A 19,811-nucleotide genomic window follows, 5' to 3' on the forward strand; every position below is an offset into this window, starting at 1 on the left:
TTTACTTAACCTTACGTCAATGTTAATGTAAGTAATTTTGATGAATGAAACCTCTATAGGCTGGCTCAGTATGCTTGTACGGCTCATAGAGAGTCTCATTCGTTTTTCACCTTGTCGAAATATGCCTTTATAAGGAGTGATAAATGCTAGCCAGATTTTCGCGTGTTTTCAACGATAGTCCCAGAAACGTTAGACGTAAAGTTATCAACATCTATGCGTTCTTGATTAGCGTGAATATTTTGGTCTGGATAGTTGCCCTCATTGCATTTCACAGCTACCCCCTTCTGCTTGGCACTGCCGTATTAGCTTATAGCTTTGGTCTACGTCATGCTGTAGATGCCGATCACATCGCCGCGATTGACAATGTTACCCGTAAATTGATGCAGGAGAACAAACGACCTGTTTCTGTTGGGTTTTTCTTCTCTCTAGGTCATTCCACCGTTGTAATTGTCGCCTCTGTTGCGATCGCTTTAACCACTACAACCATCCATAATAACTTTCCCAGTTTTGAAAAGGTTGGAGGGCTAATTAGCAGTACCGTTTCTGCACTTTTCCTACTAGCAATTGCAGCAATCAATATCGTGGTGCTGTGGGATGTTTATAAGACCTTCCAAACCGTCAAGCGAGGAGGAATCTATGACGAGCAATCCTTAGATGAATTTTTGAACCAACGCGGGCTACTTGGTCGCATCTTCCGTCCTTTATTTCGGTTGATAGATAGTAGCTGGCAAATGTTTCCTTTAGGTTTCCTTTTTGGCTTAGGCTTCGACACGGCCACAGAGGTAGCACTGCTGGGGATTTCTGCGAATCAAGCAGCTAAAGGTCTGCCTATCTGGTCGATCCTATTATTTCCAGCTTTGTTCACCGCAGGTATGTCCCTAGTTGACACCACTGACGGCATTTTAATGCTTGGTGCTTATGGCTGGGCTTACGTCAAACCAATCCGCAAGCTCTACTACAACATGACCATCACCCTTGTTTCTGTACTAGTTGCTGTAATCATTGGCGGAATTGAGGCTCTGAACATTATTGGCGATCAGTTACAGCTGAAAAGTCCGTTTTGGGATTTCATTAGTCAACTAGGTGATAACTTTGGCACAATTGGTTACTTAATCATTGCCATTTTTGTATTAAGTTGGTTACTTTCAACCATCATTTATAAAGTCAATAAATATGATGAGTTGGAAGTTACTAGCGCTACAACCGTTAAAAACAAGAGGAATAGGCATTGAGCCTATAAGTAAGTCGGCACGATAAAACCAAGGTATGTTGAGTTTTCTAAAAACCCTGGAACTATTAATTTATAAGCTCTTTGCTAGGTTTACATTTTGTTACATAGATTAATTTTTTAACGCCGACTTACTTATGTGCAACATTAAAGTTGTGCATTATGACAGCTTTTATAGGAATAAATGCTTATAATAGAGCAAATAAACCAATATATTAGTTCAATTTTTGAAAGCAAAATTAAATCATTCTCTGCTGTAATGGCACAAGCGATCGCACTTTACGAAAATCTCCTAGAACAGCAGGAAAAAGCTCACAACGAAACTCTAGAACAACGTGAGGCCCAAAAGATGTGGATTTACCAACAGCGCCAAGAACTTGAACAGGTACAGAATGGGCTGGAAACCATTCTCAGTAAATGCGCCCTTTTTTAATCCCCTTCCTTACAGAAAAAAAATAGTTATTTCAAGAATGGCTAAAATGCTGTAAGAAACGATCGCAGTTTGTTATAGTCGCCAGTTTAATAATGTCATTTACAGATAAACGTCCTCTGGGTTGGTTGTTGCAGCAGTTTCAACTCCAGCCAGGTAAGCCCGCCATTGCCTCTGGATTGCGTAGCCTTTTTATACTGGGTGTCCCGATTGGAATTGGAATCATTACAAATCATGCTGCTGAAAGTGCGATCGCCACTATGGCAGCTTGGTTCGTTGGCATGGTAAATGTTGACGGAGCCTACCGTCAGCGAGCGACTGCGATGATCGCAGCTACGATTGGGGTAACTTTAATGTTCCTAATCGCAAGTCTAGTTAGCAGTCATCTCTGGTTAGCTATCCCAACCACCTTCTTGGTAATATTTATCACAGGTTTAGCTAGCCTCTATGGCAACGTGGCTGCATCTGTCAGCTTGATTACTTCGATTATGTTTGTGATTGCGCTGGCTAAATTCGCTTCATTTTCTAATTTGTCTACTCTTATTCAACACTGTGGGCTATGTCTGGCTGGTGGAACATGGACAACTGTATTGTCATTAGGACTGTGGGTGGTGCGTCCTGATGTGCCTGCAATGCAGATAGTCGCTAACTGTTATCTGTCATTAAGCAATTTTGTGGACTTGGCAAGCCAGAGAGCATTAAATCCAAAAAATCATCAGCAGTGGGAACAGCGATTTTTGCAAGCTCAGGATACAGTTATTCAAAACTTAACATCTGCCCGTAGCGTCTGGACAACTATCTGGACTAGGCAAAAAGGAGCGAACCTGCGGGGAAATCAGTTACTGGTATTAATCGAGGATATAAATCAAATTGTCAATTCTGTTATAGCACTGATCGAACTATTAGCGATCGCATCCGAACATCAACTATTTTCTCGGTTAGAGAAAGAAATTCAGCAAGTTATACAACAGTCGGCAATTGCTCTGCAAATGTTATCACAAGCGATCGCCAAAGGAAAAAACTCACCTCACCTGGGGGATCTCGATCGCAGTCTTGAAGCACTAGAACACCAAAGGCAAGTTCTGCGTTCTCAAATCCTCAATCAAACCATCAATTCTCAGACAGATAACTATTCCGCTCTCCTCAACCTTGGCAAGATTACAGCCAGTTTGACAAAGTTGGCAGAGCAAATTCATACTGATGCAGAGATTGTTACAGATATAAGCCTGGGAAAACAGGGCAACAGCAATGCCCAGCGAGATATTTCTCCCCCAGCCCAAGCAGAGCGTTCTACAATTATTGATACACTGCGAAATAATTTCACTTTTGATTCAGTCCTGTTTCGTCATGCGTTGCGCCTCGCACTAATAACAACCCTTGCAGAATTACTTGCCTCACTATTGCAATTACCTAGAGGCTACTGGATAACGCTAACAGCTTTAGTTGCACTTAAACCCAACTTTGGTGGAACGTCACAGACAACAGTACAAAGAGTTGTTGGCACTATTTTGGGTGGAATTATCGGTATTGCTCTGGTTTTACTAGTTAAGAATTCATTAGCGAGTGCAGTTTGTTTCCTGCTGCTGGTATTTGTGGCGATGTCGGTGCGATCGTTAAGCTACAGCTTATTTATCATACTGCTGACTCCCGCCATCATCTTGCTACTCAATATTATTAGTGCAGGTGGCTGGAAGGTTGGAATATTGCGGATCTTCGATAGCTTGGCTGGAGGTGTTTTAGCACTGCTTGGTAGTTATTTGCTTTTCCCTCGTTGGGAACGACAGCAACTTCCTGCACAACTGGAAAAGACAATTCGAGCTAATCTTGCTTACTTTCAGCAAGTAATAGCTAACTATCTTCATCCAGAACATAATGCCTTTGCTGATTCTATCAACATGCTACGTCACCAAGCAGCACTAGAGAACGCCAACGCCAACGCCGCAGCTCAACGATTGTTCAGCGAACCTCGTCACATTCAGGGAGAAATCGAACCTGTAATGACGCTGATGATATACATTCGTGGCTTTTTTAGTTCGGTAACAACTTTGGCAGAACATCTGCGAGAATTTAGCGGGGAGTACCAATTTCCTGAACTCAAGCGACTTGCTGATACCATTGTCCAAGTTTTGGAAAACTTAGCAGATGCCCAAGGGCTGGGACAGCCACCTCAACCATTACCAGCCCTGGATAGCTATCTCGAAGCAATTCACAAACAAATTGAACAGTTACATACTGCCCGGTTATCAGAAATTGCTACCAATTTCAACACTTTAACTCCCACATTGCAAGCCGTTCAAGAACAAACTCCGCTCTCCACAGAACTGGATCGAATTGTTAATGAAATTAAAGTTATGCACTGTGTAATTGCTCGTCTGCAAGAATAATTGGTGTTACAAAACAGTGGGATGATTTGGGGCAAGCTCTTGAGGCAGGGCGGAATTTTAGAAGTTGCCAAATCATCCCATAAATATGCAACGCCGAATAATTTTGTTTAGGAAGCTGAAACCATTTTATTTAAGAGATGCCAAAGTCCGGTGTCCAATTATTCCGTCTGCTCTTAATCCTTTAGACTTCTGAAATTTCATCACCGCTGAACGTGTCTTGTTATCAAAAACACCATTCACACTTGCAGTATAGAATCCTTGCTGTTTTAACAAATTCTGAGCAGTTCTGACTCCTTCTCCTCTGCTACCTACTGTGAGTACAGTACTACGGTTTGCCATACTATTATGCTTGGCATTAACCCTGTGGACAGCATTAGCCTTTTTCATGGTGCTGCCAGCCTGGGTATTTTGAGCAACCTGGGTAGCAGTAGCCGTATTGTGGGTTTTATTATTGTTTAAAGAATAAGCTGGCGCAGCAGTAGCTAAAGCCAAGGCAGGGAGCAAAGCAAGTACTTTCCAATTCATCTGTTTTGTTCCTTCTAACTATGAGAATCTGGCAATTTTGATTAGAAGAGTCATCCAAATAAGGATTAGCTTATATCTTGCACCAGGCGATTAGAAATCGCGGCTACACAGGCTAAACCCACCTCCGTGGGTTAAAAACCTTTGATTTTCTCGCTTGTCCACGGAGGTGGACTTTGTTTGTATAGCCGCGATTTCTAATCGCCAGGGCTAGGTGCAAGATGTGAGTTAGTGCCTTATATTGATTCTCTTCGGTAGACTCTGGTGTGTGGGTTTAGTCTAGAGGGAGTCTATTTTTTAACCCAGAGCTATAGCATCACACGTTATATTGACAGAGCTATTGCAAAATTGTGACAAAAGCATGACTAATTTATTTAGAATTGTGTTGCATAAGGTCTTAGTCTTGATTTGTGAGAATTTGCCTAAAATCTTTAAATCACCGCTAAAAAAAATGGCGATCGCACTTGCAAAATCGTGTATTAGTATATGGTAATAGAACAGTAGTATGTAAATAATGCTCAAGCGACTGGAAGTCGCAGCTATACAAAAAAGTAATAAGTAGGTAGACGTAATTAAACATATAATAAACCTCACCCTCAATCCCTCTCCTTATTATTGTCGGGGGAAGCTGGAGGCAGGGTGAGGTTTTATATTTAATTTGACCCACTTACTTATTAAGAGCGATCGCTCAGTTTGCGAAAGCGAAGTTAAATAGTTAACAGCTTAGTAGTAAGAAGATATTATGACCACTGAGAATTTCATCATCCGTCCAATGAACAGGTCGGAAATGGATTTGGCGATTACTTGGGCAGCAACCGAAGGTTGGAATCCAGGAAAGTATGATGCTCAATCTTTTTATCAAACTGACGAGAGCGGTTTTTTCTTGGGTGAGTTGAATGGTGAGCCGGTGGGGTGCATTTCTGCTGTTGCTTACGATGCACACTTTGGCTTTCTAGGTTTTTACATTGTAAAACCCCAGTTTCGTGGGCAGGGGTTGGGTATGAAAATTTGGAAGACAGCAATAGACTATCTGGGTGCTGATCGTAACATTGGCTTGGATGGTGTAGTAGCTCAACAAGATAACTACAAAAAGTCTGGTTTCCAAATTGCTTATAACCATATTCGTTATGAAGGCGTGGGTGGCGGTGTTGTACCTGCTGGGATCGTGGATTTGAAAACAGTGCCTTTTGAAGAGTTGGTGGCTTACGATCGCCAACTTTTTCCTTCTAAGCGATCGCTGTTTCTGCGACATTGGATTGAACAACCAGAAAGTACTGCTTTCGGGTTTATCAAAAATGGATCTCTTGCGGGTTACGGAGTTATCCGACCTGCCCATACAGGTTTTAGGGTTGGGCCACTATTTGCTAATGATGAACAGATTGCTGAAGTATTATTTCAAGCCTTGCTTGCACAAAATCCTCATGCTTCAGTGTTTTTTGATGTGCCGGATACAAATCTACAAGCGATTAACCTAGTTCAACGTTACCAATTGCAACCAGTCTCTCAAACTGCTCGGATGTACACTAAAGAAATTCCTAATTTACCTATTTATCGCATCTTTGCTGTGACAAGTTTAGAACTAGGTTAGAGACGGACAAACAACGTCTTTACCTAATATACAATCCCACTTAGGACTTACGCAAAAACCCTCTTAAGTAGGATGGCATAAATATTGAAATTAGTTAAAAGTTCAATTATTAACAAGGGCTGCGATCGCAGCTACCAATTTCACAGGATCGGCTGGTTTAGCGATATGGAGTTGAAATCCGGCTGTAAAAACCTGTTTTTGTGTCGTTTCTGCGGCGTAAGCACTTAGAGCGATCGCTGGAATTTGCCCACCTAAATTAGCGGGCATTGCGCGTAACTTTCTGATTAAAGTGTAACCGTCAACATCTGGCATCCCTAAATCGCTTAACAGCAAATCTGGCTTTGACTCCATAATTGCAGTCAGGGCTTCATTGGCTGATGCTGCGATCGTCACTATTGCTCCCTGCTGTTCTAATAAAAAGGCCAGAAACTCACGGGTATCAGCATTATCATCTACAACTAACAAACGTATTCCTTCTAGTGGAGTATAAAGCATACCAGATGGATCGGAATCGCCTGATACATTGTGATTTTCACTTCCTAACTCCAGATGTTGAAACATGGGTAAGCAAACTGTAAACGTCGCACCAAGTCCTTCTCCAGCGCTTTCTGCCAAAACTGTACCGCCATGTAACTCTACAAGTTGGCGCACAATCGCTAAACCAAGCCCTAGTCCACCAAAACTTCGGGTTGTACGACTATCTGCCTGACGAAAATACTCAAATACGTGTGGCAGAAAGTCAGAAGTAATACCTTTACCCGTGTCACTAACTCTCAGTTGTACCTCAGAATTAATCTCTTCTAGGTAGACTTCAACCTGTCCACCCGATGGTGTGAATTTAACAGCGTTAGACAGCAAATTCCAAATAATTTGTTGAATACGACTACTATCACCCTTTACGTATCCAATTTTTCTATCCAAATAAAGATTAATTTGAATGGCCTTTGCTTCTGCTGCCAATTGCACTGTCTCTAAGGCAGCTTCAATAGTAAAAACAAGATTAACAATTTCTAAATTAAGTGCTAGCTTGCCTTGCAGAATGCGAGAGATATCCAACAAATCTTCAATCAACTGAGCCTGTAATTCAGCATTTCGTTCGATTGTCTCAATGGCACGCACAGTAGTAGCTTCGTTTAATGAGCGATTCTTTAGTAGCTTTGCCCAGCCCAAAATTGGATTAAGAGGAGAACGAAGTTCATGAGAAACAATTGCTAAAAATTCATCTTTAATTCGGTTTGCTGTCTCAGCAGCTTCTTTCGCCTGTTGGCGTTCTTCTGCTATTTCTAAAGCCTGATCGCGCAGGATTTTATATTCCTGAACTCGGAAGGTTAAATCTGTCAAATCTTCAATTGAAAAGAGAGCATAAAATTTATCTCCATCCAATGCAGACACAGCAGTAACAGTTGTGTGCTGAATGCGGTATTTATCTTTGGATATAGGTACTGGAATAATATATTTATGCAGTTGAGAAGAAAAAATTGTCGGAAGCCCGCCTTGAAAAATTTGCTGCAATCGGTTAGCATAACGAGGTTGATTAAGATGAGGATAATATTCATGAATAGAATTTCCCAACATCTTATTTCTCGGAATTTTTGTCCATTCCTCTAAGCAGCAGTTCCAAAAGATAACAATATAATCTGACTGTAGAACAAAAGCTCCCAAAGGAATTTTATCTAAAAGGCTAAATTTTTCCTGAGCTTGTTCAATTATATTCATTGGATTATCAAATTTTAATACTTTTGTCAACGATTTTAGCTACTATTTTATTATTTTATTATTTCTATTTCCTCCTTAATTGCATTGATGAGCGCATCAAAAGTCCCTACCAGAAAGATTAAAATAATATCTCCAATAATTTCTAAGCGTTCAATTGTGAAACTGGCTTGTGCGAGTAATATTTTTGAATCACTCTCGTATGCAGATAATAATAAATTTTCAAGTGTATCTTCTAAATAAACCGGCAGTGTGTAGTTTAGATGCTTTTTTAGCACATTACTAAGTGAACCCATTACGCCATTTATAACAATGTTACCAATTTCGCTCAGGGTGCCAATTTTCACCGCATCTAGATCAGGCGAACCTGGCTTTTCACCTGTAAGCACTGCAACCAATGTTGATGCGCTATCAGTTGGAAAAATTAAGCTAGCAGTGCCATAAAAAGAGCCTGTAAAGCGTAGTTTTACAGATGCCAAACTATCATCATGAAATCGTTTTATTAATTCTTGATATGCTTCGTTAGGAGTTAAGATTTTAACAACCGGAATTTTCAGACGAATGTGAGAATCTACCATTTCATTAAGTAGACTTGCTGCTCGACCGACTCCAATATTAATTAACTCTTGCAGGGCATCCAGTTCTTCTGCGGTCACATTCATGAAAACTTATTCCTTGGTATTAAGAACTTCCTGGACTGCCTTTCGCAATTCAGTTTCTTTTGGCGGTTTATTAATAAAGTTAACTGCCCCCAGGTTATAGCTTTGATTGCGTGCGCCTTCTTGGATATCCGCAGAAATGATAATGGTCGGGATTTTTAATTCTTTATCTTGCATAGCTTTCAGAAATTCAAAGCCATTCATATCTGGCATGAGAAGATCCACCAACACACAATTTGGCTGATGCTTGTAAACCATTTCTAATCCCTCACGCCCATTAGTTGCTTCGATAATTTCATAACCATCGATTTGCAGAAACTTACGAATCATTCTGCGAGAAAAAGCTGCATCATCGATAATCAAAACCATTGCCATCAACTTTGTCCTTTTGTGCTTTAGCTTAATAATTATTGATTTAGGTTAATCAGCATACATTATTAATTAAAATGGATAAATTAAAAAATAAATATGATTTTACAATTATCAATAATAATTTCGGAAAAATTATCAAAATCGATAGAAATCATAATGCTGTGAAGCTAATTTTTTTAATGGAAACTTGGAAGATTTATTAAGTATTTGAAATTCGATTTAATTTCAGTTTTTCTTTCGGTTGCCAATGCAAAATCGTTGTGTGATAGATATAGGTTAGAGGCTGAATTTTTCGCAAGCTTATGCCATTAAGATACATCTTGAGGCATAGCTGCTTGACATGGTTTGAGTAGCACCAAGGTTGTTAGGATTCGATAAACTGACGTTAGCCAAGCGGGGCGGAACCCACGTCGGATTGTTTGCCCTTGTAAAAAAATTGGGGAGCATCCCAATATCTTTTCCCTCACCCCCAGCCCCTCTCCCTTCAGGTGGGAGAGGGGAGACAGAATTCTAGTTCCCCGAATCCCATATGAAGGGAGAAGGGGTTAGGGGATGAGGGCAAACACAAAGTTTTTGCACCTGACGGGATGCTCCCTTAAAATTGTCTGTATTGACGACCATCCTTATTGAAATTTTGAGTTGAATAGCAACGATAACATTGCCTATCTTTTGAATATATCATTAAGGCAAAATTATGTCTTCAGCCTGAGAAAATAGAAACATCTCTCTTTAGATAGAGATTGTTGAAGTTAAATATTAAAATAGTATTAAAATAAGAAGATACAAATTTTTACTTTATTAACCAATGGAGTTAAATGAAATAGACGATGATATAGAAGCATTTCTCGTTGAAAGCTATGAGAACTTGAATCAAATTGAAGGCGATATTATTGAGCTAGAAAAAACATCTGGTAATGGAGAAGCATTAGTTCGCATTTATCGCTCACTGCATACGCTTAAAGGGAATTGCGGTTTTTTACCGTTTCCTAATTTGGAATCACTTGCTCATGCTGGAGAGAATTTGCTCTCGTGTCTACGCGATCGCCAACTAGCAATCACCCCTGAGATTATTAGTACTTTACTCCAAACAGTTGATAGCATTCGGCAAATCCTGTCTCAAATTCAAGCTACAAAGGATGAGGGCGATGTCTACGACGGGCTGCGCCTACGCAATTATTCAGCACTGATCGTGGCTCTAACCCAATTGTCAAAAACTAAACAGACTCCAAAAGTCTCTCAATCGCCTATTAATACACAAACGCCACAAATAGATGCAGCATATAGTGATGTTCAATCTGTCAATAACGAACTCACAGAAATATCAACTCCGATAACATCAGAATCTGCTTATATCCGAGTCAACGTTAATCTGCTAGATCAGATGATTAACCTAGTGGGTGAACTCGTTTTAGCCCGGAACCAGGTAATCGGATTTAGTACAAAATTTAAAGATAATAGTTTTGCTGCTACCTGTCAGCACCTTAGTTTACTTACAGCCGAGTTGCAAGAAGGGGTGATGAAAACTCGGCTGCAACCAATTAGTTCTATTTGGCAAAAGTTCCCTCGCGTCACCCGTGATTTAGCGATCGCTTCCGGTAAAGAAGTTGAAGTGGAGATGGAGGGAGCAGATACCGAACTAGACAAAAGTATTATTGAAACAATTAAAGACCCATTAACGCACTTATTACGCAATTGCATCGATCATGGAATTGAATTACCAGACGAACGGGTTGCTTGTGGAAAGCCAAGCGTAGGAAGGCTATTTCTCAGAGCCTATCACGAAAGCGGCAAAGTCAATATTGAAATTGGCGATGATGGTCGCGGTCTAAATTTAGAACAGATCAAAGGGCGATCGCAACAACTTGGTTTAGTAAACGCTGTGCAGGCTGCAACCATGAGCGAGTCAGAAGCGATGAACTTAATTTTTTTATCCGGCTTCTCCACAGCTGAACAGGTAACTTACCTTTCCGGGCGAGGGGTTGGGATGGATATTGTCAAGAGTAATATTGAGAAAATTAACGGAACGGTTGAAATTTACAGCCAACATGGACAAGGAACGACTTTTAAAATCAAAATTCCGTTGACATTGGCAATTATTCCAGCATTGATTGTCAGCAGTGGGGGCGATCGCTATGCTATTCCCCAAGGGAGTTTACTAGAACTAGTACGCCTAGAAACATTCAATAGTATTGAGATATTATACGATGTGCCTGTGTATCGCTTGCGGGGTAATCTTGTCCCCTTGATTTACCTCAATGAAGTATTGCACCAGGATAGTGTCAGCAATTTAGAAACACTCAGTCTGGTAATTGTGCAAGTTGATAATTATCGCTTTGGACTGGTGGTAGACACAATCGGAGACATTCAAGATATTGTAGTTAAACCTTTGGGAAGACAGTTAAAGGCGCTATCCCTATTTGCAGGAGCTACCGTTTTAGGGGATGGCACAGTAGCATTAATAATTGATGTTGTTGCTTTGGCAAACCGAACTGGTATAACCGCCAAACAAAAGCAGTTGTTAAGCGAAAATGCTGCAAATAGCCAAGAGCAACCAGACTCACGCCAAACAATTTTACTGTTTGAGGGACCCCAAGGCGCACGCATGGGTATTCCACTGGCGATCGCATTTCGGCTCGAAGAAATTCTTGCTTCTGCGGTGGAAAAAGTGGGTAATCAGGATGTCTTACAGTTTAATGGTCAAATTCTACCGCTAATTGATCTTTATAAGATATTTGGCGATCGCTTTAACGATCCGGCTTTAGCAACAGTTGCAGAAACGCTCCAGATAATTATTGTCTCTCCATACTCAGAACTCAATGTTGGGCTAGTGGTCGATCGGATTCTTGATATTGTGGAAGAACCACTAACCATTAAAGGTATTCGTAGTAGACCTGGTGTGCTTTTCTGTGCTGTAATTCAAGGAAAAATCACAGAAATTATTGACATTGAGACTGTAATTCGGATTGCTAACCCTCATTTGCTGCAACTAGCGACTCATGGCTGAACAACAAATTTGCACATTTTTTCTCAAAGGAGTTTACTTTGGCTTTGACGTGCAACACGTTCAAGAAGTGATTCGTCCACAAGCAACGACTCGTGTACCTTTGGCAGCACCAGATATCTGTGGGTTGATTAATTTACGTGGACAAATTATTACTGTTATCGATTTGCAGCGTCGATTAGAGATGAAGGAACCCCAGACACAATTAACTACAAAACTTGGAGATGATCCGCAGGGATTTAATATCATTGTGTGTTGCGATCGGGAAGTAGTCAGTCTGCTCGTTGATGATGTGGGAGATGTTTTAGAGTTCGCACAAAACACCTTTCAACCCCCACCTGCAACGTTAAAAGGTAGAATGCGTCAGATGCTAGCAGGAGCTTACCCGCTCCCAGAGGGATTTCTGTTAGTTCTAGATGCCGAGAAAATTCTAGATGTTAATTTAACAAACCAGATTATCAAATAATTCAGGAGCGCTTTGCAATGACTACAAATCGGGCTGGAAAAACAGCCAATTCAAAATCTACCTCGGTGGATAGTGCAGATTCTCAACCAACTGATGAAAGTGTAATAAAAGTGCAATTGCAAGCGTTACTAATAGCACTTAAGGCAGCAAAAAACGGTGATTTTACCGTTCGTTTAACTGATGAAAATAATGAACTGGGTGAAATTACCTCAGTATTTAATGAATTGGTGAGTTTAAATCAAAATTTTGCTAGTGAAGTTAATCGCTTGGCATCCGAGATTGGTATCGAAGGGAAGCTTGGTTCTCAAGGCGTTGTCAAAGGAGCAGGTGGGAGTTGGAAAGAATCGCTCGAAAACTTGAATCAGATGTCTACAAATTTAAGAGAGCAGATAAAAGGTATTAATGAGGTCAGCCTTGCCGTCGCTCAAGGAAATTTATCCAAGCAAATCGAGGCAAGTAATGCAGGAGAGTTTAAGGAGCTTACGGATAATGCAAATCAGATGATTAGCAGCCTAAAGTCTTCAATTAGACAGATGACAGAGGTGGCAACAGCAGTTGCCTCTTCCGCAGAAGAACTAACCACAGTCAGTAAAGAAATGAGTGAGAATGCCGAACAAACAGCCGAACAGGCCATTTCTGCATCTGCCTCAGCTGAACAAGTAAGTCAGAATACCAATACAGTTGTGACTGCCGTGGAAGAGATGAATGCTAGCATTCGAGAAATTGCTAAGACTGTTACCGAAGGAGCTAAGGTGACGAGTGAGGCAGTTAAAACGGCTGAACGCACGAACGAGACAATTAACAAACTCGGTCAAAGCAGTATCGAAATTGGCAAAGTTATTAAAGTGATTACCGCGATCGCAGGGCAAACAAATCTGCTAGCACTCAATGCTACCATTGAGGCAGCGAGAGCCGGGGATGCCGGTAGAGGATTTGCCGTAGTCGCCAACGAGGTGAAAGAATTAGCCAAACAAACGGCAAATGCGACTGAAGATATAAGCTTGCGAATTGAAGCAATTCAGACAGATACAAAAAGCGCCGTTCAAGCCATCACTCAAATTACTAATATTATCAATCAAATCAACGACTTCCAAAGCACGATCGCCAGTGCTATTGAGCAACAAACCGCAACTACAAATGAAATTGGTCGAAATATGGCTGAGGCAGCCAAAGGTACATTAGATATTGCCAAAAATATTGGAATTGTCGCACTCAATACTCAAAGTACGACTACTGGAACTAGTAATACATTAGAGGCAGCTACAGAACTATCTCGAATGGCAGTAGATTTGCAGAAAGTCGTTAATCAGTTTAAGTATTAAGTAGGAGGCAGTCTTGAAGCACAGGTGTCAACTTAACGTAAAAGTCATGTCCCACAAGGAACTGAAGTTCCTTGCTAATAGCAAAAGTCATCTTAAGATGACTAAATATACCTAAAAATCTTTAGTCTACTTTAGTAGACTTTAGCTGAAAGCCAAAGAATTTTAGTTCCAGGCGGGTGAGTCAGCCAAAGTTAAGTTTAGGACTTACGCAAAAAGCAGTGAAAGCCTTGATTTACCGTAGGGGCAATTCATGAATTGCCCCTACATTTCGTACTTGATGCGTAAGTCCTAAAGTTATTTCTAGGCTTTTGTTGACACCAGTAGTCCGAAGAAGTGGCAGGGGAAGAGAGGAGATATATTTTAGAATGCAACAATGAACCTCTGAACTCCGTTAATGAACCTCTGAACTCCCTTAATGAACCTCTGAACTCCATTAATGAACCTCTGAACTCCATTAATGAACCTCTGAACTCCATTAATGAACCTCTGAACTCCGTTAATCAACCTCTGAACTCCGTTAATCAACCTCTGAACTCCATTAATGAACCTCTGAACTCCGTTAATCAACCTCTGAACTCCATTAATGAACCTCTGAACTCCGTTAATGAACCTCTGAACTCCGTTAATGAACCTCTGAACTCCATTAATGAACCTCTGAACTCCATTAATGAACCTCTGATACTTGTAAACAAGCATAAAAACTTCCCCAATCCCCTGCCCCCATTTCCCAATGCCCAAAATCCGGGTACTAATTGTTGATGACGCTGTAGTAGTGCGGAGTCGATTAAGTAAAATTTTGTCTAGCGATCCCGAACTGGAGGTGGTAGGAGTCGCGGCTAATGGCCGCATTGCCCTTGCCAAAATTTCTCATGTTAATCCCGATGTGATTATCCTGGATATTGAGATGCCGGTGATGGATGGTTTGCAAACCCTGTCCGCTATTCGACAAATATATCCACGCTTACCAGTGATTATGTATAGTAGCTTCACACGCAGTGGAGCGATCGCAACGCTGGAAGCTCTTTCTTTAGGTGCTTCAGACTATGCCACAAAACCTAGTAACTTAGGAAATGTAGAGGCAGCAACCCAACATATTCGGGATGATTTAATTCCTAAAATTAAGGTATTTGGTACATTTTTCACACCCAGCATAATTACCCATCCAGTTATTTTTCCTGTTCGTAGCAGCTTACAGCAGGTGGAGGTTGTGGCAATTGGGGTTTCTACCGGAGGGCCAAATGCTCTGGCTGTAGTGCTTAAGGAGTTTCCAGCAGATTTATCAGTGCCGATTTTGATTGTGCAACACATGCCGCCAATGTTTACGAAACTACTAGCTGAACAATTAGCTTCCAAGTGTCAAATCCCAGTAGACGAAGCGGTTTCTGGACAGATACTAAAACCGGGACATGCGTGGATTGCGCCAGGAGATTTCCATCTAATTGTGCAGCGCGACAATACTGAGGTTCGACTTCTTACCCATCAAGCATCTCCCGAAAATTCTTGTCGTCCTTCAGTCGATGTGTTGTTGCGATCGGTTGCACAGGTTTATGGGGCTGGGGCGATCGCAGTTATCCTCACAGGTATGGGGCAAGATGGGTTACATGGTTGTCATTGCATACACGAGGCGGGTGGACAGGTACTTGCACAAGATAAAGCTACTAGCGTAGTGTGGGGAATGCCTAGTTTTGTCGTTAATGCTGGACTGGCCAATAAAATTCTTCCACTTAATGAGATCGCAAATGAAATTATGCACAGAATTCGTTTCAATCAAGTTCCTCTTTATGACCTGTAATTACACAGATTATGGGTATAAGCACCATTGATTTTGAGTATCTTCGGGAATTAGTTAATCATCATTCAGCCGTTGTGTTGTTTGGTGATAAAAGCTATTTAGCAGAGTTACATTTGCAGCCAATTATCGAATCGGCAGGATTCGCTTCTATCCCTGATTTGGTTACTTACTTGCGAACTCACCCCTTTAATAGTCTTCACGTCCAGACAATCGAGGCGCTAGTTACTAACGAAACCTCATTCTTCCGTGATAGCCACCCTTTTAAAGCACTGAAAGAATACGTGCTACCAGAGTTAATTAAACAACGATCAATTGAGCGATCGCTCAATATTTGGTGTGCAGCCTGCTCTAATGGACAAGAACCTTATAGTATCGCCATATTAATTAATGAACATTTTCCCATGCTTAGTAATTGGGCTGTAAAATTAATTGCAACTGATTTTTCTACTAAGGTTTTAGCGCGTGCTTGCGAAGGGCATTATAACCACCTTGAAATGAATCGTGGACTATCTAAAAATATACGCGATCGCTACTTTCAAAAGCTAGATACTGACTGGCAAATAAATCAACAAATCCGCCAGATGGTTGATTTTCGTCAGTTAAATCTTTTGCAATCTTGGTCATCTCTGCCGCAATTTGACGTTATATTTTTACGCAATGTTTTAATCTACTTTGATGTTGTTACCAAAAAAACCTTGCTAAAAAACATCAAGCAGCAATTAAGGCCAGATGGCTACTTGTTTCTGGGTAGTGGTGAAACGACTATTAGCCTAGATGAATCATTCAAGCGGGTTTTATTTGACAAGGCTATCTGCTATCGATTAGACAATCCTGAAGTTAAAATTGCCGATTGAGATAAAAGGAGTTAAAAAATATACTTTATTTAACTCCAGTTCCCTATTTACTTTTAGGTTTTTCATCTAAAAATTTCAGCAGCATTTTTACATATCCCCAAACTCTCCTTTCAACAACTGTACTTAAATATCAAAATAGCGTGTAATAACCTGATAATCAAGGGGAATAAAAAACCTCCTACTTTTCCCACCTTTCTTACTTTTTATCCTATATTTTTCCTAACATTATTCCTCTAATTTCTTCAGAGCATCAGGCTTGTGAGCAGCTTGTTTTCCTGTGCGATCGCTTTCAACTAAGTACTCAGGTTTATCTTCACTTGCAGCAATATGGTGTTCTTTAATATCTGTAGGTGAAGTGAGTTTCTTTATTACCTTGCCAGTTGTCTTACCTTGTGAAGTGTTCCATTCAACCCGATCGCCATTTTTGAATTGTTCAGCCACATTCATCTCCTACTTAATGTTTTATACCTACTAAAGCGGTTCCCAATATCGCCAGGTGTAGGGGCATAGCAGTGCCATGCCCCTACCGATGTACCTCACATAAACGAGAACCGCTATAACGTCACATTATGTCTGCGACTGGAAAAACAGCCATCATTCTAGTGATAGAGAAAACATCCCTTATTAAGCCAGTAATTTAATTAGGTGTGAGATGAAATTAGGCGATCGCTACAACCACATTGATACAAAAGCTCTGCAATCGCCTGATAATGAAGAGAGATTAAGCAGATTATCAAAAAACTCTCAATGAGCCAGACTAACCTAAATTTAGTTGCAATATCTATTTTTCTGATGACCCTATCGGTACTGCTGGGGCCATTCTTGAATTTATCGCCCGCAGTACCGGCGCTTGCTACCTTCGCTATTTTGGGAATAGCCACTTTTGACAGCTTTAGTTTGCAAGGCAAGGGTGGTACTATCTTTTTAGATTGGATTGCTGGATTTTCAAGTGAACACCGCGATCGCATCATCCATCACGAAGCAGGGCATTTTTTGGTTGCTTACTTGTTAGGTATTCCCGTTACCGGCTACACCCTCAGCGCTTGGGAAGCCTGGAAACAGGGTCAACCTGGGCAAGGCGGCGTTAGCTTTGATGATGGCGAATTAGCATCTCAACTAGAAGTGGGTAAAATCAGTTCTCAAATGCTAGACCGCTACTGCACTGTTTGGATGGCGGGTATTGCTGCTGAAACCCTAGTTTTTAATCATGCTGAGGGGGGATCTGATGATAAAAACAAGCTGATAGGAGTCTTGACAATTTTGGGATTTCCTGAATCAGTTTATCAGCAAAAATTGCGGTTTCATACCCTCCAAGCAAAAACCCTACTGGAAGAAAATCAGTCTCGCTACGAGACTTTAGTTAATGCCATGCGACAACGCACTTCGGTAGAAGATTGTCATGCTGAGTTAGGAGTAAGAGGGGAGTAGGGAGCAAAGGGCAGGGGGACAAGGAAAATAACCTATGCCTAATGAATAATGATTAATGAATAATTTTAAGAAGAAACAGCTTTTAGATGTGGGACATGACATAAATAGTTCGAGGCAATAACTCGATTACGTCCAGCAGTTTTAGCTTGTAGCAAGCATTGATCCGCACGGTGCAACAGACTTACTCCTTCATCATCATCCTCAGCTTCCAAAGAGGCTGTGCCTAGACTAATGGTGATATTAATTGTCAGTTTATTGCTGAGTGAAAATGGTTCGTCGCTGACTACCCGATTGAGACGACGGGCGACGACTACTGCTTCCTCATCGTTGCTGTTAGCCAGAAGAATCACAAATTCTTCGCCACCATAGCGAAATGCTGTGTCTTGAGAGCGCAGATTGTGTTGCAGACGCTTACATAGTAGCTGCAAGATGCGATCGCCAACTAAATGCCCGTGAGTATCGTTAACTTTTTTGAAATGATCTACATCCAGAATAATCAAACTCATGCAAGTTTTTTGACTTCTAGCTTTTTTAATTTGCCTGGGTAAGTCCCATTCTAAAGCACGACGATTATTTAATTCTGTCAAGGAATCAGCTAAGGCGATCGCTGATAACATATCATTTCTCCGAATCAATTCTCGGTATTTTTGTGTTTTTCGGAAGCCAACAGTCAATTGAGCAAGTATTAGTCCATGATTGGCAGTCAATTCTGTAAAGCTATAATCTCTTTTTTCAGCAATAAAATACCAAATATAAGCATCGGCTCCTTGTTTTAATGCCGTAGCACTCATCTCTAATTCCCTGTGCCAACCCTTATTTCTATCAGTAAGCTGCTGGCGACGATCCTCGAAGAGAATACAGTATATCCAGGATAGTTTTGTCTGATCATTCAACCAACTGCAAAGTTCTATACTGCCATCCAGACTAGCCTGCACAAGTATTATATCGGGGAGCATCATTTGAATCCGCGACACTGCTTGATTAAGATTGTCTATAATTTCTACACTAAAAGCAGTCGCATAACGGATTTGATCTGGAAGCGTAGCAATAAAGTTATTTTTTCCAAAGATCATAATAGACATATTCATTGCTTTATTTTTTGCCTTATTTAACTTTTAAACAGATTAACTTTTTAATACTTACTGCTATTTTTAGCTAATACCAAATATGATTTTTTATCTTGAGTTCTATTTGCTAATATATTAACTATTTTGTCGCCGAATATAGATTTTTACAATTTTAATCTCCTTTTCAGACTTTATTTTTACTACTACCGTTTCTGAAACCTCCTCTGCTGACAACTAATGTCTTCTTTACAGAATATTTTTTAAACAGTAAAAATACTGAATATTAATTGGGCGTGTAAAAAATATTTCTGTAATATCCTAAGTGTTATTTTCCTTTAATTACCCAAATAAAAAGTTGGTAAGAACTGTCACATTAGGCAGCGAAATTTTTTCCTAAGGAGAAAAATAACTAAGTAATAAAAATTTTCATTTAGTTATAGAACAACACAGTTCAGTTAAGCCTAAAACTCAACTTCTACGTAGGTTGAATCGAGGAACGTAAACCCAAAGGGGTTTAAGGCAGGGTAACCCAACACTTCCGTGATGTTTAACACCAATGTTCTACCCAACCTACAATTTTCTTAAGTGAACCGTATTGATAAAAGCCAAAACTTTTAAATTCAATGAAAAATGTTATTAACCAAACAGAGATTAAGCATTTTTATTTAAAAAATAGGCTTTTATTAAGTATCAAGGTAGAGATTGAATTGCAAAAAAACGTGAATCAAATAGACGGCAAAAGTTACCGAAAAGCTATAACCCTCAAGACCATAACCAGCAGTAACAATTACCTGTTTGATCGACTCTTCAGAAACTGCGGATTCTACCGTAATTTTAGCATTAACATCGATATCCACCTTCGCTTTAGATTCCATAACGGGGATGGATTTAGTAATTATTTCTGTACATCCCTCACAAGCAATATTTGATACTTTCAGTTTTAGTTGCATTTACTACCCTGGTATAGGATTTTTAAAGTATTTCT

The 19,811-nt window shown here is 40.4% G+C and carries 17 protein-coding genes and 1 pseudogene; 10 read left to right on the top strand and 8 right to left on the bottom strand.

Features of this window, described 5'->3' with window-relative positions:
* Positions 1-143: 143 nt before the first annotated feature.
* From V7K73_RS19220 to V7K73_RS19230, 3 genes are all read left to right on the top strand, one after another.
* Positions 144-1,232 (top strand): HoxN/HupN/NixA family nickel/cobalt transporter, encoded by a 1,089-nt coding sequence (locus V7K73_RS19220; protein ID WP_334882158.1) that lies wholly within the window; start codon positions 144-146, stop codon positions 1,230-1,232.
* 180 nt (positions 1,233-1,412) lie between these two features.
* The gene (locus V7K73_RS19225; protein ID WP_334882159.1) at positions 1,413-1,661 is read left to right on the top strand and encodes a hypothetical protein; all 249 of its coding nucleotides are present in this window, start codon (positions 1,413-1,415) and stop codon (positions 1,659-1,661) included.
* Positions 1,662-1,753: 92 nt separating this feature from the next.
* The gene (locus V7K73_RS19230; RefSeq protein WP_334882160.1) at positions 1,754-4,042 is read left to right on the top strand and encodes an FUSC family protein; all 2,289 of its coding nucleotides are present in this window, start codon (positions 1,754-1,756) and stop codon (positions 4,040-4,042) included.
* A 126-nt stretch (positions 4,043-4,168) separates the two neighbouring features.
* On the opposite strand, the gene V7K73_RS19235 is transcribed toward V7K73_RS19230, so the two are convergent.
* A complete protein-coding gene (locus V7K73_RS19235; protein WP_334882161.1) occupies positions 4,169-4,567 on the bottom strand; it encodes a peptidoglycan-binding domain-containing protein in 399 nt (132 codons plus the stop codon).
* Between the two features lie 739 nt (positions 4,568-5,306).
* Between V7K73_RS19235 and V7K73_RS19240 the strand changes: the two genes are divergently transcribed.
* Positions 5,307-6,152 carry a GNAT family N-acetyltransferase gene (locus V7K73_RS19240; RefSeq protein WP_334882162.1) on the top strand — a complete coding sequence of 282 codons (846 nt, stop codon included), beginning with the start codon at positions 5,307-5,309 and terminating at the stop codon, positions 6,150-6,152.
* Between the two features lie 102 nt (positions 6,153-6,254).
* Here V7K73_RS19240 and V7K73_RS19245 read toward each other — a convergent pair whose 3' ends face one another.
* The 3 genes from V7K73_RS19245 to V7K73_RS19255 are packed head-to-tail and all read right to left on the bottom strand — an operon-like array spanning position 6,255 to position 8,899.
* On the bottom strand, positions 6,255-7,868 hold the full coding sequence (locus V7K73_RS19245; RefSeq protein WP_334882163.1) for a hybrid sensor histidine kinase/response regulator: 1,614 nt from the start codon (positions 7,866-7,868) through the stop codon (positions 6,255-6,257).
* 50 nt (positions 7,869-7,918) lie between these two features.
* Positions 7,919-8,527: a chemotaxis protein CheC gene (locus V7K73_RS19250; protein ID WP_334882164.1), complete on the bottom strand. Its 609-nt coding sequence runs from the start codon at positions 8,525-8,527 to the stop codon at positions 7,919-7,921.
* A gap of 6 nt (positions 8,528-8,533) precedes the next feature.
* A complete protein-coding gene (locus tag V7K73_RS19255) occupies positions 8,534-8,899 on the bottom strand; it encodes a response regulator (protein WP_334882165.1) in 366 nt (121 codons plus the stop codon).
* A gap of 802 nt (positions 8,900-9,701) precedes the next feature.
* Between V7K73_RS19255 and V7K73_RS19260 the strand changes: the two genes are divergently transcribed.
* From V7K73_RS19260 to V7K73_RS19270, 3 genes are read left to right on the top strand one after another with little or no spacing between them, the layout of a single operon-like run.
* Positions 9,702-11,900: a chemotaxis protein CheA gene (locus V7K73_RS19260; protein WP_334882166.1), complete on the top strand. Its 2,199-nt coding sequence runs from the start codon at positions 9,702-9,704 to the stop codon at positions 11,898-11,900.
* The gene (locus tag V7K73_RS19265) at positions 11,893-12,363 is read left to right on the top strand and encodes a chemotaxis protein CheW (RefSeq protein ID WP_334882167.1); all 471 of its coding nucleotides are present in this window, start codon (positions 11,893-11,895) and stop codon (positions 12,361-12,363) included. The genes V7K73_RS19260 and V7K73_RS19265 overlap by 8 nt, the downstream gene beginning before the upstream one ends.
* 17 nt (positions 12,364-12,380) lie before the next feature.
* Positions 12,381-13,685, top strand: coding sequence for a methyl-accepting chemotaxis protein (locus V7K73_RS19270; RefSeq protein ID WP_334882168.1), 1,305 nt, complete (start codon positions 12,381-12,383; stop codon positions 13,683-13,685).
* A 360-nt stretch (positions 13,686-14,045) separates the two neighbouring features.
* Here V7K73_RS19270 and V7K73_RS19275 read toward each other — a convergent pair whose 3' ends face one another.
* Complete coding sequence (locus tag V7K73_RS19275; protein ID WP_334882169.1) at positions 14,046-14,381, bottom strand: hypothetical protein; 336 nt, start codon at positions 14,379-14,381, stop codon at positions 14,046-14,048.
* A 34-nt stretch (positions 14,382-14,415) separates the two neighbouring features.
* Here V7K73_RS19275 and V7K73_RS19280 point away from each other — a divergent pair, with 34 nt between their 5' ends.
* A complete protein-coding gene (locus tag V7K73_RS19280; protein ID WP_334882170.1) occupies positions 14,416-15,477 on the top strand; it encodes a protein-glutamate methylesterase/protein-glutamine glutaminase in 1,062 nt (353 codons plus the stop codon).
* 11 nt (positions 15,478-15,488) lie between these two features.
* Positions 15,489-16,331: a CheR family methyltransferase gene (locus V7K73_RS19285; protein WP_334882171.1), complete on the top strand. Its 843-nt coding sequence runs from the start codon at positions 15,489-15,491 to the stop codon at positions 16,329-16,331.
* Between the two features lie 225 nt (positions 16,332-16,556).
* On the opposite strand, the gene V7K73_RS19290 is transcribed toward V7K73_RS19285, so the two are convergent.
* Positions 16,557-16,772, bottom strand: coding sequence for a DUF2945 domain-containing protein (locus V7K73_RS19290; protein ID WP_334882172.1), 216 nt, complete (start codon positions 16,770-16,772; stop codon positions 16,557-16,559).
* 306 nt (positions 16,773-17,078) lie between these two features.
* Here V7K73_RS19290 and V7K73_RS19295 point away from each other — a divergent pair, with 306 nt between their 5' ends.
* Positions 17,079-17,759, top strand: a complete 681-nt coding sequence (locus V7K73_RS19295) for an ATP-dependent Zn protease (protein ID WP_334882173.1) — start codon at positions 17,079-17,081, stop codon at positions 17,757-17,759.
* 65 nt (positions 17,760-17,824) lie between these two features.
* On the opposite strand, the gene V7K73_RS19300 is transcribed toward V7K73_RS19295, so the two are convergent.
* Together V7K73_RS19300 and V7K73_RS19305 are read right to left on the bottom strand one after the other, a co-directional pair.
* Entirely contained in the window at positions 17,825-18,847 is a 1,023-nt protein-coding gene (locus tag V7K73_RS19300) for a GGDEF domain-containing protein (protein ID WP_334882174.1), read from the bottom strand.
* Between the two features lie 734 nt (positions 18,848-19,581).
* Positions 19,582-19,776: pseudogene (locus V7K73_RS19305) on the bottom strand (heavy-metal-associated domain-containing protein); the annotation flags it as partial.
* Positions 19,777-19,811: the final 35 nt, after the last annotated feature.

The sequence above is a fragment of the Nostoc sp. genome (assembly GCF_036916975.1).
In the GTDB taxonomy this organism is placed as follows: Bacteria; Cyanobacteriota; Cyanobacteriia; order Cyanobacteriales; family Nostocaceae; genus Nostoc.